The sequence below is a fragment of the Glycomyces rhizosphaerae genome, from assembly GCF_042647865.1.
In the GTDB taxonomy this organism is placed as follows: Bacteria; Actinomycetota; Actinomycetes; order Mycobacteriales; family Micromonosporaceae; genus Glycomyces; species Glycomyces rhizosphaerae.
The window spans coordinates 43,032-59,988 of record NZ_JBHRWO010000015.1 but is presented as its reverse complement, the minus strand read 5'-3'; the positions used below and the strand labels follow the sequence as shown (position 1 = coordinate 59,988).

At 68.1% G+C, this 16,957-nt stretch carries 15 protein-coding genes; 5 read left to right on the top strand and 10 right to left on the bottom strand.

From position 1 onward, the window contains the following. Positions 1-34: 34 nt before the first annotated feature. The 4 genes from qcrB to ctaE form a co-directional block, all read right to left on the bottom strand. Entirely contained in the window at positions 35-1,621 is a 1,587-nt protein-coding gene (gene qcrB, locus ACFO8M_RS17535) for a cytochrome bc1 complex cytochrome b subunit (protein WP_387977902.1), read from the bottom strand. Next, complete coding sequence (qcrA, locus tag ACFO8M_RS17530; protein ID WP_387978124.1) at positions 1,618-2,742, bottom strand: cytochrome bc1 complex Rieske iron-sulfur subunit; 1,125 nt, start codon at positions 2,740-2,742, stop codon at positions 1,618-1,620. Before qcrA ends, qcrB begins: the two co-directional genes overlap by 4 nt. Next, positions 2,736-3,545, bottom strand: coding sequence for a cytochrome bc1 complex diheme cytochrome c subunit (gene qcrC, locus ACFO8M_RS17525; RefSeq protein WP_387977900.1), 810 nt, complete (start codon positions 3,543-3,545; stop codon positions 2,736-2,738). Before qcrC ends, qcrA begins: the two co-directional genes overlap by 7 nt. Positions 3,546-3,722: 177 nt before the next feature. After that, positions 3,723-4,337 carry an aa3-type cytochrome oxidase subunit III gene (gene ctaE / locus ACFO8M_RS17520; RefSeq protein ID WP_387977898.1) on the bottom strand — a complete coding sequence of 205 codons (615 nt, stop codon included), beginning with the start codon at positions 4,335-4,337 and terminating at the stop codon, positions 3,723-3,725. Between the two features lie 264 nt (positions 4,338-4,601). Between ctaE and ACFO8M_RS17515 the strand changes: the two genes are divergently transcribed. Both ACFO8M_RS17515 and trpD read left to right on the top strand, forming a co-directional pair. Further along, positions 4,602-4,961, top strand: a complete 360-nt coding sequence (locus tag ACFO8M_RS17515; protein ID WP_387978122.1) for a hypothetical protein — start codon at positions 4,602-4,604, stop codon at positions 4,959-4,961. 22 nt (positions 4,962-4,983) lie between these two features. After that, the gene (trpD, locus tag ACFO8M_RS17510; RefSeq protein WP_387977896.1) at positions 4,984-6,045 is read left to right on the top strand and encodes an anthranilate phosphoribosyltransferase; all 1,062 of its coding nucleotides are present in this window, start codon (positions 4,984-4,986) and stop codon (positions 6,043-6,045) included. Between the two features lie 196 nt (positions 6,046-6,241). On the opposite strand, the gene ACFO8M_RS17505 is transcribed toward trpD, so the two are convergent. The 3 genes from ACFO8M_RS17505 to ACFO8M_RS17495 all read right to left on the bottom strand — a co-directional run bounded on the left by ACFO8M_RS17505 (position 6,242) and on the right by ACFO8M_RS17495 (position 9,294). After that, a complete protein-coding gene (locus ACFO8M_RS17505; RefSeq protein WP_387977895.1) occupies positions 6,242-7,024 on the bottom strand; it encodes a zinc ribbon domain-containing protein in 783 nt (260 codons plus the stop codon). Between the two features lies 1 nt (position 7,025). Beyond that, on the bottom strand, positions 7,026-7,850 hold the full coding sequence (locus tag ACFO8M_RS17500; RefSeq protein ID WP_387977893.1) for a Nif3-like dinuclear metal center hexameric protein: 825 nt from the start codon (positions 7,848-7,850) through the stop codon (positions 7,026-7,028). A gap of 205 nt (positions 7,851-8,055) precedes the next feature. Continuing rightward, entirely contained in the window at positions 8,056-9,294 is a 1,239-nt protein-coding gene (locus ACFO8M_RS17495) for a helix-turn-helix domain-containing protein (RefSeq protein WP_387977892.1), read from the bottom strand. Between the two features lie 420 nt (positions 9,295-9,714). On the opposite strand from ACFO8M_RS17495, the gene ACFO8M_RS17490 reads away from it, so the two are divergent. Further along, positions 9,715-9,972, top strand: a complete 258-nt coding sequence (locus ACFO8M_RS17490) for a hypothetical protein (protein WP_387977890.1) — start codon at positions 9,715-9,717, stop codon at positions 9,970-9,972. Positions 9,973-9,998: 26 nt separating this feature from the next. Here the strand turns inward: ACFO8M_RS17490 and ACFO8M_RS17485 are convergent, their stop codons facing one another. Beyond that, positions 9,999-10,793 (bottom strand): metallophosphoesterase, encoded by a 795-nt coding sequence (locus tag ACFO8M_RS17485; RefSeq protein WP_387977889.1) that lies wholly within the window; start codon positions 10,791-10,793, stop codon positions 9,999-10,001. 193 nt (positions 10,794-10,986) lie between these two features. On the opposite strand from ACFO8M_RS17485, the gene ACFO8M_RS17480 reads away from it, so the two are divergent. Next, positions 10,987-13,026 carry a M3 family metallopeptidase gene (locus ACFO8M_RS17480; RefSeq protein ID WP_387977887.1) on the top strand — a complete coding sequence of 680 codons (2,040 nt, stop codon included), beginning with the start codon at positions 10,987-10,989 and terminating at the stop codon, positions 13,024-13,026. Between the two features lie 52 nt (positions 13,027-13,078). Here ACFO8M_RS17480 and ACFO8M_RS17475 read toward each other — a convergent pair whose 3' ends face one another. After that, positions 13,079-14,713 (bottom strand): stealth family protein, encoded by a 1,635-nt coding sequence (locus tag ACFO8M_RS17475; RefSeq protein ID WP_387977885.1) that lies wholly within the window; start codon positions 14,711-14,713, stop codon positions 13,079-13,081. Between the two features lie 301 nt (positions 14,714-15,014). Further along, positions 15,015-15,656 carry a 2'-5' RNA ligase family protein gene (locus tag ACFO8M_RS17470; protein WP_387977883.1) on the bottom strand — a complete coding sequence of 214 codons (642 nt, stop codon included), beginning with the start codon at positions 15,654-15,656 and terminating at the stop codon, positions 15,015-15,017. Positions 15,657-15,760: 104 nt separating this feature from the next. On the opposite strand from ACFO8M_RS17470, the gene ACFO8M_RS17465 reads away from it, so the two are divergent. After that, a complete protein-coding gene (locus ACFO8M_RS17465) occupies positions 15,761-16,894 on the top strand; it encodes an RNA-guided endonuclease InsQ/TnpB family protein (protein ID WP_387977881.1) in 1,134 nt (377 codons plus the stop codon). The last annotated feature ends 63 nt before the right edge of the window (positions 16,895-16,957 follow it).

The window sequence follows — 16,957 nt, the reverse complement described above, 5'->3', positions numbered from 1 at the left end:
CCGAAAGGTGCGGCCCCGCCTCGAACGCTCGCGCTTAGTGCTTGCCCGACTCGATCTCGTCGCGCCTCTCGACGCGGCCGTCCTCCGACGGCTCCTCGATCGACTTGAAGAAGCCCTTGTCGGCGGCCTCGAGAGCCCCGACGCGGTTCATCTTCTTCGGCACCACCCAGCCGTTGTACTCCAGCTCGGTGTGGCCGTGCTCGTCCGGCTCGGCCAGCGGCTGGTGCACCTCGTAGAAGCGGCCGTTCGGGTCGCGCATGAGGATGCCCGTCTCCAGGCCGTGCGCCAGCACCTCGCGGTCGTGCTGCTGGAGGCCCAGGCAGATCCGGTACGTCACGTAGTACGCGATGATCGGCATGACCACGAGTCCGATGCGGCCGGCCCAGGTCATCGCGTTCAGGCTGATGTCGAACTTCTCGGCGAACACGTCGTTGCCGCCGGAGATCACGCCGATGATCCAGAAGACCACGACCATGACGCCGAGGCTCGTGCGGCCCGCGTTGTCGCGCGGACGCTGCAGCAGGTTGTGGTGGCCGCGGTCCTTGGTGAACCGCCGCTCCAGCGCCGGGTACAGCAGCGGCAGCACGACGGAGAGGCCCATGCCCACGATGCCCGGCCAGAACACCGGCGGCAGCGTGAAGTACGGCGGGATCCGCAGTTCCCAAGCGGGGAACAGGCGGATGAGGCCGTCCAGGTACATGACGTAGAAGTCGGGCTGCGAGGCCGACGACACGACCGACACCTCGTACGGGCCGAACAGCCAGATCGGGTTGATCTGGAACAGACCCGCCATCGCCCCGAGGACGCCCCAGATGAACAGCATGAAGCCGACCTGCTTCATGACGTAGTTCGGGAACATCCGGAAGCCGATCACGTTGTGCTCGGTGCGTCCCGGTCCAGGCCACTGCGTGTGCTTCTGCGCGAACACGAGCCCGACGTGGACCGTGATGAGCGCCAGCAGGATCAGCGGGAACACGAACACGTGCACGATGTAGAGCAGCGAGATCACGCTGGTGCCCGGGAACTGACCGCCGAACAGCGCGGCCGAGGCCCAGGGACCGATGAACGGGATCGACTCGGTCATGCCCTCCATGATGCGAAGGCCGGTGCCCGAGAGGCCGTCGTCGGGAAGCGAGTACCCGAAGAAGCCCTCGAAGAAGCCGACCCAGAACAGCACGATGCCGATCATCCAGTTCGTCTCGCGCGGCGCGCGGAACGCGCCGGTGAAGAAGATCCGGAGCATGTGGATCAGGATCGACGCCATGAACAGCAGCGTCGACCAGTGGTGCATCTGGCGCATGAACAGACCGCCGCGGACCTCGAACGAGAGGTCGAGCGCGGAGGCGTAGGCCTGCGACATCTCGATGCCCCGCAGCGGCACGTACGCGCCGTTGTAGGTCACCTCGACCATCGAGGGCTCGAAGAACAGCGCCAGGAAGGTGCCCGAGAGCAGCAGCAGGATGAACGAGAACAGCGCGATCTCGCCCAGGAGGAAGGACCAGTGGTCCGGGAAGACCTTGTTGAACAGGATCCGACCGGGGATCGCGAGCTTGAAGCGGTCGTCGAGTTCACCGCCCGCCTTGGTCAGCAGGCTGTCGCTCGTGCCTTTGCGGCGTTTCACTTCTCATCCTCCTCGGGGAGGGACGGGCGGTTCCAGAACGCCGGCCCCGGGGGCACCAGGAAGTCCGACTTGGCGATGAAGAAGCCCTCGTCGTCCACGGTGAACGGCAGCAGCGGCAGGTGCCGCGTGGCCGGGCCGAAGACCGGCGCGGCGTTGTCCACCACATTGAACTGCGACTGGTGGCACGGGCACAGCAGGCGCTGGCTCTGCTGCTCGTAGAGGCTGGTCGGGCAGCCGACGTGCGTGCAGATCTTCGAGTACGCGACGAAGTTGCCCCAGAGGGCCTCGACGTCCTGGTACATCGGGTACAGGTTGCCGCGCAGCACCGCCGCGTCGGCCTCCCGCAGGTGGATCAGCAGGACGGGCGAGGTCGGGAACTGGTTGGTCGCACCGTGGTCGATCGCCGGGTAGACGGTGATCTGCCCGCCGACCGAGACCATGTCGGGCCGCACCAGGGCGCCGTCCTTCATCATGAAGCGGACGGGTTCGCCGTCGTTGTGCTTCTCGGCGTTCCAGCCGGTGACGGTGAGCATGTCGCCGGGGTCCTTGATGAGGGCGCCCAGCGGGGCGATGGCGGCCAGGCCGAGCGGCGCGGCGCCCAGGAGGGCGGCCTTCACCAGGAACGGCCGGCGCTTGAGACCCATGTCCTCGACCATGTTGTCCACGGTCGCCTCGGCGATCTTGCGGTCGTCCGAAGGGGAGCCGCCGTCGTGGCGGTCCTGGATGAGCTCCTCGATCGGGAGCAGCTTCTTCGCCCAGGTGAGCACGCCGACTGCGAACAGCAGCAGCGAGAGTCCGAGCGTCGTCCCGAGGACCGGCGTGTACCAGGTCTGGAGGTCGCGCCAGCTGGCCGCGCCCTCGTACTCCCAGGGCCAGAAGATGTAGGCCGCCACGAACGCGGTCGCGAACAGGCCGGAGAACAGGAACAGGCCGCCGACGATGCGCTCCATGCGCTTCTCGGCCTTCGTCCCCGGCTTCGCGAAGCGCGGCTCGTAGTGAATGATCTCGATGTCGTCGCGGCGCAGGCCCTCTTTGTAGACCTCGAAGCGGCTGAGTTTCGGGTTGTTCAGGTCCACCGGTTCGGGCGAGTTCGGGGCACTGTCGTTGTGGGCACTCACGATTTACCTGCAATCCAGAGCGTGGTCAGCAGGAGCGCGGTCATGCCGACCAGGAAGATGGCCAGTCCTTCGGTGGCCGGTCCGTACCGGCCGAGAGCGAACACGCCGCCCGGGTCCTTGTCCTCGTTCACGAGGTACTGGACGTAGGCGATGATCTCGGCCTTCTGCTCAGGGGTGAGTTCGTTGTCGGCGAACACCGGCATGTTCTGCGGGCCGGTGAGCATCGCCTGGTAGAGCTCCTCGTCGCTGACGCCCTCAAGCGAGGGGGCGTGCGCGCCGGAGGAGAGCGCGCCGCCGCCGCCGGCGTAGCCGTGGCAGGAGGAGCAGTTGACGCGGTAGAGATCGCCGCCCTCGGCCACGTCGGCCTCGTCGACCATCGCCTGGAGGTCGTCGGGCACGCCGGCGCCACCGCCGAGGTACTCGATGTAAGCCCCGAGCCACTCGGCTTCCTCTTCCGTGAAGACCGGGTAGTTCGTGCTGGGGGCCTGCGCGCCCTGCGCGGCCATCGGCATGCGGCCGGTGTTCACCTGGAACTCCACGGCCGCGGAGCCGACGCCGATGAGGCTCGGTCCGCGTCCGTCGACGCCCTCGCCGTTATCGCCGTGGCAGGTAATGCAGCTGGTGTCGTACAGCTCCTGGCCTTTGACGGCTTCGGAGTCGATCGCGTTGGACTCGGCCTCCTGGGCGTACAGGCTCGGGGAGAACGCCGAGTAGAGCCCTCCGACGATGACCAGTGCGCCGGTGAACCTGGCCAGCGCGCCGAGGCGCTTGCGCCAGCCTCGCCGGCGTTTCGCTGATGCAGCCACGGTTGTTGCCTCACCTTTATCTAGCTCTCGGACCGGACCGGGCCCGTTGTGGTCCCGGTTCGGCCGGCGGTCGCCTCCGGGGGGCGGCCGTCGCATTTCTCGGATGCGGCTCCGGCGCTGGGCCGGGGCCTGACTTGCTGTGGGCCGGTTCAGTTTCGGCGAACCGGCTTCAGTGTTTTAGTACTGGGCCATCGGAAGGAAGTAGATCACGGCGAACAGCGCGATCCAGACCACGTCGACGAAGTGCCAGTAGTAGGACACCACGATGGACGCGGTGGCCTGGGCGGGGTTGAAGCGCCCCATCGTCGTCCGGATGAGGTAGACGATGAACGCGATGAGGCCGCCGGTCACGTGCAGGCCGTGGAATCCGGTGGTCAGGTAGAACATCGTCCAGTAGCCGTCGGCCGAGATGGAGTGGCCCTCGGCGACCAGGTTCCGGTACTCGTTGACCTGGCCGAGGACGAACACCAGACCCATGATGAACGTGATGGCGAACCAGCGCCGGAGGCCGTAGACGTCGCCGCGTTCGGCGGCGAAGACGCCCAGCTGGCAGGTGATCGAGGAGGCCACGAGGATCACCGTGAACACGAGCGCGTAAGGGATCGTGAGGTGCTCGTACCCGGCCTCGAACATGTCGGGCGCGGCGGCCTGGATGGAGAAGTACATCGCGAACAGGCCCGCAAAGAACATCAGTTCGCTGCTCAACCACACGATGGTGCCGACACTGACGACATTGGGCCGCGTCAGTGAGTGGATACGGCTGGGGTCGATAGTTGCTTCGGCGGCAGTCACGCGCACATTATTACGGCCCGGCGGGCTCAAGCTGCGCATGGGGTGTGTTTTTCGCGCGTGTCGGCCGGCGGTAAGCTCCCAGGCTTCTCACATCAAGTGCCCAGGTCATTCCAGGTTCGGCCACTGTAGGCGTCGTGTCCGACGGAAGTGGCCGCGCCGGTCTTCCCATTTCAGTGTGGCCGGTTTAATATGCGAAGCGTGAGTACCTCAACGACCGAGTACGCCGTCCTGCTTTACAGCCATCGACCCGAAGTCATCGAACAGATGCGCTCGGCTATCGGTGATGAGCCGGTGGAGGGTGTGAAGATCGAGTATGCCGTCGCCGGCGAGTACGACGAGGCGGTGTCGCTGATCGACAAGTACGCCGTCGACCTCGTGCTCCTCGACGGGGAGGCGCAGCCCGCGGGCGGGCTGGGCATCGCCCGGCAGTTGCGCGACGAGTTCGACGAGCCGCCGACGCTGGCGGTCGTTGTGGCGCGGGCCGCCGACCGGTGGCTGGCGGCGTGGTCGCGGGCTGATGCGGTGCTGATGCACCCGCTTAACCCCGTGACAACGGGGAAGACGGTTGTAGACTTGCTGGTCAGCCGCGCAGAAGGCGTGGCGCCGGCGCAGCGCGCCGCCTGAACCTCCCCCAACAGGAGTCCTTATGTCTAGTGCGACCTGGCCTGACGTCCTCGGCCGCCTTTCGCAGGGCGACCATCTCGACGAGGCCAGCGCCGACTGGGCGATGGCTGAGATCATGGCGGGCAACGCCGATCCGGCGCAGTTGGCGGCGTTCGCGGTGCTGCTGCGTTCAAAGGGTGAGACGCCCGAGGAGATCGGCGCGATCGCGGGGCGGATGCTGGCCGAGACCACTCGTCTGGACCTGACGGACCTGGGTGTCGCGGTCGACATCGTGGGCACGGGCGGCGACGGCTCGAACTCGGTGAACATCTCGACGATGGCGGCGATCGTTGCGGCGGCCGCGGGCGTGCCGGTCATCAAACACGGCAACCGTTCCGCGTCTTCGAACGTCGGGTCGGCGGATCTGCTCGAGGCGCTGGGCGTGGATCTCGAGGCGACGGCCGAGCGGGTCGAGGCTTCGGTGCGGGAGATCGGCATCGGGTTCTGCTTCGCGCGGACGTTCCACCCCGGGATGCGCCATGCGGGTCCGGTGCGGGCGGCGCTGGGGATTCCGACGGTGTTCAACCTGTTGGGGCCGTTGACGAACCCGGGCCAACCGGCGGCGGGCCTGATCGGTTGCGCGGACCCGGTGAAGGCGCCCCTGATGGCGCAGGTCTTCGCGGCGCGCGGCGCTTCGGTGTTCGTGGTGCGCGGTGACGACGGACTGGACGAGATCTCGACGTCGTCGACGACGTCGGAGTGGATCGCCTCGGGTGGCCGGGTCTCGCAGGGTTCGATCGACATCGAGGAGTTCGGCCTGGTCAAGGCCGGTCCTGAGGCGCTCAAGGGCGGGGACATCGAGTTCAACACGCGGGTCGCTCGCGAGGTGTTCGCGGGTGGGAACCGGCCGGTTCGGGACGCGGTGCTCATCAACGCGGCCGCGGCGCTGGCGTCGAGGCAGGGCCTGATCGAGGGCGTGGACTTGCACGACGAGAAGATCCGTCGCGGCCTGCTGGAGTCGAACTTGATTCTGGCGGCGCAGGCCGTCGATGACGGCAAGGCGACGGAACTGGTCGAGCGCTGGGCCGCGTTCAGCAAGGCTTAGTGCGAGCGGGTTCCGCCCGAAAGCGTGAGCCGCAAGGGCTACAACCTGTCACACGCGCGACCTGGTTTTAAGCCCTGCAAGTTTACGGCTCGCAAGCTTCGCCGAGGCCGGATCCCCGGGCGGACATATCGCTTATTACGGACTTGAATGGAAAGGGGCGGAACGCTATGCGTTCCGCCCCTTTCATGTTCGTGGCCTAGGTGTACTTCTTGAGCTCGTCCTCAGACGGAAGCGTGGTCGGCTTCGATTGGGGCAGTTCGGTTCTGATGAGGATGCAGTTGCATTCCTCGCAGCGGATCACTTCGTCGATGGGGGCGGACTTGATCGGGATCATGTCGGCCGGGGACTTCTCGATCCGGCAGGAGCCGCAGCGGCGGCCGACGAGTTCGGCGGCGGCGATGGGCTGCTTGGCGTGGATGCGCTCGTAGAGCTCGACGAGCCGGTCGGGGATGTTGATGGCGAGCGCTTCGCGGGTGGAGGTCGCGTCGGCGGTCTCGGTCTCGATCACGCCGAGCTGGCGTCCGCGGTCGGCCTCGGCGTCGGCGAGGACCTGGCGCGATTCCTCGACCTGGCGGCGGGTCTCGTTGAGTTCGGCTTCGAGGCCTTCGCGACGCTCCATGAGCTCGAGCTCGTCGTCCTCGAGGCTGCCTTGGCGGCGGGCGAGGGATTCGAGCTCGCTCTGGAGCCCTTCGAGTTCCTTCGCGGTGGCGGAGCCGGAGGCCATGCGGGCGCGGTCGGCGTCGGCGCGCTTGGTGACGAGCTCGACCTCGCGTTCGACGCGTTCGATGTCGCGGTCGAGGTCGGCGAGGTCGCCGGTGAGGTTCGCGGCCTTGTCGGCGAGGGCTCGCTGGCGCTGGACCGCGGTCGCGTAGGCGGGGTCGGCGTCGAGCTTCTTGCGGCGCTGGCCCAGCTGGGTGAGCTGGGTGTCGACCGCCTGGAGTTCGAGCAGTCGGCGCTGATCGAAAAGGTCGGCTTTCAACCTAGTTCACCCCGGGTTTCTGGTGGATGGTCCACGGATCGGTGTCGAGGTCGGAGACGAGGACGTCGTCGACCAGACGGGACAGTTGCTCGGCAACGATATCGAGCCAGGGTCGCTCGGTCGCCCAGTGGGCGGCGTCGATGAGTGCCGGGCCGCTCCGGGCGAGGTGTTCGCTGGCGGGGTGGTGGCGCAGATCGGCGGTGAGGTACGCGTTCGCGCCGGCCGCGGTGGCCGCGGCGAGGTAGGAGTCGCCGGCGCCGCCGCAGACGGCGACGGTGCTGATCTGTCGGTCGGGGTCGCCGGCGGCGCGGAGGCCGCTGACGGTGGGCGGGAGGGCTTTCGCGGCGCGTTCGACCAGCGCGGTGAGCGTGAGCGGTGCGGGGAGGCGGCCGATGCGGCCGATGCCGCGGCCGGAGCCGTGGTGCTCGGGTTCGGTGAGGGGGCGCAGGGGCCTGAGGTCGACGAGGCCGAGCCGGTCGGCGAGGGCGTCGGAGACGCCGGGGTTGGCGACGTCGGCGTTGGTGTGGGCGATGTAGAGGCCCATGCCGGACTCGATGAGGGTGTGGACGAGGTCGCCCTTGTAGTCGGCGGCGGGGTCGAGGCTGGAGACGCCGCGCAGGAGGAGGGGATGGTGGGCGACGATGAGGTCGCAGTCGTTCTCGATGGCTTCGATGACGGTGGCGGGGACGACGTCGACGACGCAGAGGATCTTGCGGACGGAGTTGCCGCCGCGGCCGCAGACGAGGCCTACTCGGTCCCATTCCTCGGCCCAGTGGCGCGGGTACAGGTCGTCGAGTGCAGCGGTGATCTCGCTGAGCGTGCGCATCTTTGCAGTTTAGGGCTTGTCCTGCGGGTTCGGGAGTGGCGGTGTCCGAGTCGATTCGACTCGAAGGCGGTGTCCGGAGCTCGAGCAGCGTGGCTCCGGACACCGACCCGCGCTCGGCAATGCTGATTTACGGCTCGCAAGCCTCGCCGAGGCTGCTTGCGAGCCGCAAATTTGGCTAGCGGTTTGCCGGTGCTGCCGATGGCGGCTAGTTCAGAGCGCCCACTTCCTCCGCGAGGCGGCGCAGGTCTTGGGCGGGCTCGCCCTTGGTGCGGTGCAGGATCTGGTCGATGAGTTCGATGGCGATCGGGCGGCAGCGCACCTCGGCGGGCGCGTGGCGGTCGGCGGTCACGAGGTGCCGACCGGCGTTCGCCATGTCCCCCACCTGCACGCATGCCCGTGTCATGTCGAGGTGGTGGTGCGCGCGCCGCTCGGCGACGAGGTCGGCGAGCGCGACGGGCGAGATCCTGTCGTGGACGGCGAGTGCGTCGGCGCCTTCGCCGAGTTCGACGAAGGCGGCGGCGCGGTGCAGCATGACGTTGGTCGGGCCGAAGGACGTGTAGTAGTAGTTGGCGTCGCGTCCGAGGATGTTGGCGGCCCGGGAGGCGCTGTCGAGGAGGTCGCCGCTGGTGGTGCTGTCTCCGGCGAGCGCGGCGGCCATGGCGCCTTGGAGGAGGAGGGCGCCGTAGACGCTGATCTCCGCTGGGCTTGAGGTCTCTCCGCCGGTTTCGGAGATGAGGCCGTGGGCGACTTGGACGTTGAGGTCGAGTGCGGCCTGGTGGCGTCCGAGTGCTCTGAGCGCGTTGGCGACGCGGGTGGTGGCGATGCCGGCGAGGAGCGGGTCGTTGCCGCGGTTGGCGGCGGAGATGGCGCGGTCGGCGGCGAGCCAGGCGAGTTGGGCCTCACCGAGTTTGCGCAGGACCGTGGAGGCGATCTGGTAGACCTGCGTCATGAGTTCGGCGGCGTCGGCGCTGCTGCCGCCGACGGGTCGGTCCTCGGCGACGGGTGTGTCGCGCAGGAGTTGGATGAGGGAGCGGGCGACGACCGGGTAGTGCCCTTTCTCGAAGGCGAGCCAGCAGTAGTTGACGGCGCCGCGGAGTTCGGGGATCGGCGTGGATTCGATCGGGGCGGCTTCGAGGAAGCGCCCGAGGCGTTCGTAGCGCTCCAGGGATTGGCGGATGGATTCGACCTCGCCCTGGTCGAGGCAGCCGCCGAAGCCCGGGCGGCGTTTGGGTTCGCGGCCGAGCAGCTGCCCGGCGTCGATGCTGAGCGCTTCGGCCAGTTCGGTGATGACCGAGTACTTGTCGAGGCGGCGGACGCCGCGTTCGATCTTGTCCACCCAGCTCTTGGACTTGCCGATCCTGTCGGCGAAGACCTGCTGGGACATGCCGCGACGTTGTCGCCAATAGGCGACGCGCCGCCCCATCGGTTGTGCTTCGGACTCCATGTCAGACCCCACCGTCTATATAGGAGTAATTCGTGAACTTCGGGACGTGCTCTGATGCTCGGGCCGTTGACGGTTGCGGCGGCCGCTCCTCCGGCCATTGAGTCACGGCCGCCGCGTCGGAACGCCGGCAGTTGTCCGCTGTGCTCGGTTGTCTCGACCCGCACGAGGTCCGGCGCCCCTTGAGGACTCCGGGTTTGTCGCCTTTGGCGTTCCGACACTATGTGTTTACCGCCTTTTGCCTTCCCGCACAACGGCCACCAGCTGCCAATATCACGCAGCGCTTGAACCCGCTTACAGTGTTGCTCGGGCCCGGCGGGTGAAGGCCGGTTATCTGGGCTTATGCCAGGTTTCAGTCGCCCGAACGCGGGAAATCTGCACATGCAACGTGTCGATTCAAGCGCCTGCGTCGTTGTGTCAGATATGAGACACAACCGAGTCACCGCGTGCCGCGAACATCGGCGCGCCCTCCGCAGGGCCTTCACGACGGCGGCCGTCGCGACCGCGGCGGCGGCCGCACTGGGCTACGCGATCGCCTTCTCGCCGCTCGCCGGGCGGGTGATGATGGGCATCGCCGGTGCCGTGGTGGTCGCCTTGTGGCTGGAGTCGCGGGCCGGCCGCGCCGGATCGGCCCCGCCGGTCACCCGCGTCTACTTCCTCGGCCAGTCCGGCAACGACTGAGACCGCGGTCGAGGGAGGTCGTTGGCTCAGTTGAGGCGGACGACCAGGCACTTGCCGCCCTGGTACACGCCGCCGTCGATGTTGAGCACGAGGCCCTCGCAGTAGCGGCGGGCCTGCGTCACCTGGCCCGGCTCCAGCTCGGTCGTGTCGGGGATCGTGGAGTGGCCGTGGATGAGCTCCTCGCCGCCGAACGAGCGGAGCATCCCCTTGACCCGCGCCGGCCCGTCGCCGCCCATGAACTCGTGGCGGCGGGTCAGCTCGCGGAACAGCTGCCACCACTCCTCGGGCTCGTCGCCGGCCATGATCTTGCGGACCGCCGAGTTCACCGCCTCTTCGCTGCGGCCGTAGCCGAGGTACGACTCGGTGTCGGCGTGCACGAGGAGGGCGCTGCCGGCCACGTGCAGCACGCGCCGGGTCTCGAGCCACTTCACCTCGTCGTCGGTGAGGTCGCCGAGCTCGTCTTCGAAGCCGCCGTTGAGGACCCACCAGTGGAGGAACTGGCGGTCCTGGCCGTCGACGTCGGTGAAGGCCACGTCGCCGAAGCGCCGCGAGCCGAGCACGAGCACCTCGTGGTTGCCGATGAGCGTGTCCACGAGCCCGCCTTCGGCCGCGGCCTGCCCGGCGAGCCTGCGCAGCAGCCGCACGACCGCCACGCCCTCTTCGCCGCGGTCGAACAGGTCGCCGAGGATCCACAGGCGAGCGTCGCCGCCGGCCCATTTGGCGTCCCCGTCCACCAGTCCTCGACCCCGCAGCGCCTCGACGAGCGCATCATAGTGGCCGTGGATGTCGCTGGCCACGAACAGCGGACTGGTATCAGACATGGCCTCGATATTAATGCGGAGCGGACCCATTCGGTGAAGTTGTCGGCCCCTCTCCTTTACCGAGGTGCGGGCGGCGGGCCTGGCCCCCAAACCCACTTGCCGGACGGCAAGTGCCCGGAATAGGATTCGGCCACCGCCATATTCGGCGTGCCCTCCGTCGGGCCCGCCGGTTCGACCGCAGCGAGGAGCCTCTGTGACCGCGAACCCGTTCCTGTCCCCCTCTGAACTCCCCTACCAGCTCCCGCCGTTCGCGGCCGTCAAGACCGAGCACTACCTGCCCGCATTCGAGCAGGGCATGGCCGAGCAGCTCAAGGCCGTCGAGGCCATCGCCGCGGACCCCGAGGCGCCGACGTTCGCGAACACCGTGGTGGCCCTGGAGCGGTCCGGACTCGGCACGCTCAAGCGGGTCAGCATCGCGTTCTTCAACAAGAACTCCTCGGACACCGACGACGACATCAACGCCATCGAGACCGAGATCAGCCCCAAGCTCGCCGCGCACGCCGACAAGATCCTGCTGAACGCCGAGCTGTTCGCCCGCATCAAGGCGATCTGGGAGCAGCGCGACCAGCTGGGCCTGGACGAGCAGGACGAGCGGCTCCTCGAGCGCTACCGCACCGAGTTCGTGCGCGGCGGCGCCGCGCTCGACGAGGACGGCAAGGCGCGCCTGTCGCAGATCAACACCGAGCTGGCCGAGCTCGCCTCCAAGTTCAACCAGCAGATCCTCGCCGACATCAACGACGCGGCCGTCCACGTCACCGACCTCAGTGAGCTCGACGGGCTCGGCGAGGACCAGATCGGCGCCGCCGCGGCGGCCGCGAAGGACCGCGAGCTCGACGGCTGGCTCATCACGCAGTCGAACTTCTCGCGCCACCCGCTGCTGGAGGACCTGCGGCACCGCGGCCTGCGCGAGCGGCTCTACAAGGCCACGATCGGGCGCGGCGCCGGCAACGCCGAGACCCTGCTGCGGATGGTGCGGCTGCGCGCCGAGAAGGCCCGCCTGCTCGGTTACGAGCACTTCGCCGCGTACATCGCCGCCGACCAGACCGCCGGGAACGCCGGGATCATCGCCGAGCGCCTCGCCGGGCTCGCCGAGGCCTCGGTGCGCAACGCCCGCCGCGAGGCCGCCGAACTGCAGGCGGTCATCGACACCGACGGCGGCGACTTCCAGCTCGCGGCGTGGGACTGGTCGTTCTACGCGAAGCAGGTGCGCCAAGCCAAGTTCGGCTTCGACGCCGAAGCGCTCAAGCCGTACCTCGAACTCGACCGGGTCCTCGTCGACGGCGTCTTCCACGCCGCCGAGAAGGAGTTCGGCCTGACCTTCGAGGAGCGCAAGGACCTGGAGGGCTACCACCCCGAGGCCCGCGTGTGGGAGGTCTTCGACGACGGCGAGCCGCTCGGACTCTTCCTGGGCGACTTCTTCACCCGCGACTCGAAGAAGGGCGGCGCGTGGATGAACCCGCTCGTCGTCCAGTCCGACCTCACCGGCGACAAGCCCGTGGTGGTCAACAACCTCAACATCGTCAAGCCCTCCGAGGGGCAGCCCGCGCTCGTCACCGTCGACAACGTGACGACGCTGTTCCACGAGTTCGGGCACGCCCTCCACGGGCTGCTCTCGGCCTGCCGCTACCCCAAGACCTCGATGACCTCGACCCCCCGCGACTTCGTGGAGTACCCGTCGCAGGTCAACGAGATGTGGGAGGACTGGCCCGAGGTCACCGCCAACTACATGCGCCACTACGAGACCGGCGAGGCCGCCCCGGCCGAGCTGATCGCGCAGTGGAAGGCCGCCGCGAAGTTCGGCGAGGGCTTCGCCTCCACCGAATACCTCGGCGCGGCCCTGCTCGACCAGGCCTGGCACCGGCTCACCCCGGAGGAGGTCCCCGACGGCGGCGACGACCCGTACGCGGTCGTGGAGGCCTTCGAGCGCAAGGCCCTCGAGGACGCCGGGATCCACATGGCCGAGATCGCCCCGCGCTACCGCTCGGGGTACTTCGCGCACATCTCGATCGGCTACGCCGCCGGGTACTACTCGTACATCTGGTCGGAGATCCTCGACGCCGACACCGTCGAATGGTTCAAGGACAACGGCGGTCTCACCCGCGAGAACGGCGACCACTTCCGCGCCACGCTGCTGAGCAAGGGCGGCTCGATCGACCCGATGGAGTCCTTCCGCCGCTTCAGGGGCCGGGACGCCGAGATCGACCCGCTGCTGGAACGCCGCGGCTTGAAGTAGACAGCGAGAGACCCGCACGACCTCCCCCGAGGTCGTGCGGGTCTCTTCGTGTCTACAGCGCCATGGCCTTCTCCCACGGGGACCGCACGGGGAAGTACGACTCCAGGAAGCGCCGCATCATGCCCGAGCGCTCCTCCACGAGGTCCTCGGGGAGTCCGGCGTCGTTGATGCAGAACGTCTCCCGGTCGCGCAGCTCCAGCAGCAGCTCGAGGCGCTCTGCCACGTCCGGCATCCCCAGCTCCACATAGGCGTCCCGGGCCTCGCCCGTGACGGCGCGCCCCGTGAAGTGCGCGTAGTAGTGCTGCAGGGTCACCGTCGAGACGTCGGTGACGTTGCGGAACGCGCTCTGCGCCGTGCGCGCCAGGTCCTCGCCGAACTCCTTCTCGACCTCCGCGAGCACGCTGCGCTGCAACGGGTACGGCACGTGCTTCATCATCCGCGAGATCGTCCGCCCGAAGGCCCGCTCCAGCAGCGCCCGGTCGTTCTTGAACGCCGCGTTGGGAGGCGAGTCGGCGGTGCTCACCGGGTCCATCCCGATGAACGTCTGCGCCGGGAAGAACCGCGCGATCCCGCTGGGCTCGAAGAACATCTGCGGGCCGATGGGCGTGCCGACGAACATGTCGTCGTTGAAGTACAGGAAGTGCTCCGAGAGGCCCTCGATGCGGTGCAGCTGCGTCTCGATCGCGTGCGAGTTGAACGTGGGCAGGCAGTCCGGGTCGTCGAACAGGTCGCGGTGGTCGACCACCGTGATCCCCGGCGCGTCGGCGTCCAGCCACTGCGGCCGCTGCCGGTCGGTGACCAGGTAGATGTGGCGCACCCACGGCGCGTTCAAGTGCAGGGACCGCAGCGAGAACCGCAGTTCCTCGCGGTCGTGGAAGCGCGACGCGTTCGCCGATTCGGCGTGGTACGGCGACTGCTCGGCCTCCGCGCGGCGGCGCAGCCAAGCGTGGTCGGCGCCGTCGACCCACGTGTAGACCACGTCGATCGGGAAGTCCACGTGGTCGGGCCCGGGCCGGGCGAACTCGGGCCGGGTCGACACGCTCGGCAGCGACGAGCGCGGCCCGGCCGCCAGCGCCGTGAAGAGGCGCCCGGGGGCGGAGACCCGAGCGCCGTCGTTGCGGACGACGGGACTGATGCGGTTGTGCCTGGGAGCCAGGAGGTGGCCGTCGCCGGTGTCGGTCCAGAACTCGACGTCGCAGCCGTTGTCGGCGCCGAACAGGAGGTCGCGTCCGGCGTCGGTCCAGAGCCAGGAGGCGCGGACCAGCGGCACGTCGCCCATGTCGGCGCTGCGGGCCCACTTGGGGCGGTTGAGGCCGAGTTCGGATTCGCGGAAGGCCGGTTCGGGTACGGAGAGGCGGCCGCCGGTGGAGTCGCAGAGGATCGCGAGGGCGGTGCAGGCGCGCTGGCGGTCGGCGGCGTCGACGGCGAGGACGGGCCGGGTGAGGCTGAAGCCGGGCACGGCGAAGGAGTCGACGCCGGCGGCGGTGAGGATCGCGGTGACGATCTCGAGGTTGCGGCGCCAGACTTCGAGGGGCGTGGGTTCGGCCAGGGTGTAAGCGGGCCGGATTTCCCCGTCGTGGAGGAGGTGGGCTGCGGCGAGGTCGGTGAAGTAGCCGTAGGGTTCGGTGACCTCGGTGCGGGCCTTCGCAGGAGGCGGCTCGACGGGACGGGGATCGGTCAGTTCCACCGCTTCGTCAAACGGGGGAAGGAATTCCGTAGCTCGGGTTGCGATGCGACGGTCATTGTCTGCGAACAAATCGACACCTCCTGACACTGACGGCTTTCGCCGTTTCGGGGTGGACCGGACTGGTACCGGCAGGGAGAGGGCAGGTCGTCACTGACCACGCCTGAACGTCACGTGGCCGGACATTGACACTGTTACCAACAGTAGGCCACATGCCAGTGACAGAATGGTGTCAGATTCGCGTCCTGGGCGTCAACAGCAACGGGCGCCGCCTGAGGCGACGCCCGTTCACAGATTGAGTTCCCTACTCCCCCAAGGGGATTCGCGCAACGTGCTCCCAGGTGTAGGTGGACGCGTCCTCGGATTGGATGACTCGGACGAGATCCACTCCACTGACGGTGATTTCGGTCCTACCGGGTCGAACGTCGCGGAGCTTGTTCTGGATGGCGCCGCGGCGCGGGTGCGCGACGACGTCCGCCGAGCGGTAGGAGAGCGAGACGTGGCCGGCTCCGCCGCAGGGGCGGCCGTAGTCGCCTTCGACGACTTCGTTGACGGCGTCGACGCAGACGTTCACCAGGTTTCTGAAGCTGTTGTCCGGGAAGGTGTCGAGCATGATCGCGCCGGTCGCGGCGAGCGCGGGGCCGATGGTGAGCGGGAAGGCCTTGATCTCGGCGGCCTTCTCTTGGAGGCGCCCGATGAGCTTCTCGCGGGTGGAGTCGTCGATCGTTGCGGCGTCGCATTCGACGGACGCGACGGTGGCGTGAAGCCATTCGAGCGGCACGGGCCGGTCGCCGTCGGCGCGGTCGATGACCTCGCGGTAGGACTGGGCGACCGCCTTGACCTGGTCGAGGTCGGTCAGGTACACGTGGAGTTTGGTCCACCCCTCGGGCCAGCGCTGCCCCGAGTTCGGGGCCTTGGGTCCGGTAGCGGGTGCAGATGTGTTCACGCGATCCCCTGTGGAACCCCGCGGCCCTCAGACCGCCGCGTGAATCGGGTCGAGCAACGACCCCAAGGCTTACACATGAACGTCCTTTCTGAAGGATGCAAAGTGTGCGAACGGCGTACAGGTGCCGGGCTTACCCGGGCCACGAACAGGCGGGCATGCTGGCCCGCACGTTCGGCTGTGTGCGGCTGGTGTGGAACAAGACGCTGACAGAGCGCCACCACGCCTGGCATACGGACGGCAAACGCACCACCTATCGCGAAACCGATGCGGCATTGACCGCTTGGAAGAAGACCGAGGACCTCGCCTTCTTGAACGAGGTCTCCAGCGTGCCGTTGCAACAGGTCCTGCGCCACCAGCACAGCGCCTTCGCGAACTTCTTCGCTGGACGGGCCGAGTACCCGCGATTCAAGAACCGCGATGCGCGCCAGTCCGCGCACTACACGCGCTCGGCGTTTCGCATGAGCGAAGGCGAGCTGCGCCTGGCGAAGACCGCGACGCCACTGGCATTCGTGCGGTCCTTCGGCGAGGTCGACCTCGACCTGGGTGTCAAGGACTTCGCCGTCACCAGCGATGGGGGGCGCATCGCCGACCCGCGACATCTGGAGCGCAAGGCCCGCAACCTCGCCCGATACCAGCGGCGCATGGCCCGCTGCAAGAAGGACTCGGCCAACCGGCGCAAAGCCAAGGCCAAAGTCGCCCGCGCCCACCGCAAGATCCGCAATGCTCGCGCCGACTTCCTCCACAAGACCACCACCAGGATCATCCGCGGCCACGACTTGATCGCCGTCGAAGACCTCGCGGTTGCGAACATGGTGAGAAACCGCAGGCTCGCCCAACCGATCAGCGATGCGGCGTGGGGCGAGTTCCGGCGCATGCTCGAATACAAGTCCGAGCGAGCCGGACGCACCCTCGCGGTCATCGACCGCTGGTACCCGTCCTCGAAGACCTGCTCGCACTGCGGGCACCTGCTCGACAGGCTCGACCTGTCGACCCGGGCATGGCGATGCCCGACCTGCCGCACCCGGCACGACCGGGACCTCAACGCGGCCAAGAACATTCTTGCGGCTGCTCGAGTCGCAGCCGGGCAACCGCCCGGCGAGGCCTGCGGAGCTGATGTCAGACGGCAAGGGTCCTCCCTTCCGCAATCGGCGATGAAACAGGAACCACCCCGGGCGCGAGCCAGGAAATCCCCTCCCGCTAGGGAAGGGAAGGAAGTCGATGCTGCATCAATGCCTTAGCGCGAATCAGGTACGACGGGCGCCCAGACGGGCGTCGTCGTCGGTCGTGTCCACCAGTTGAAC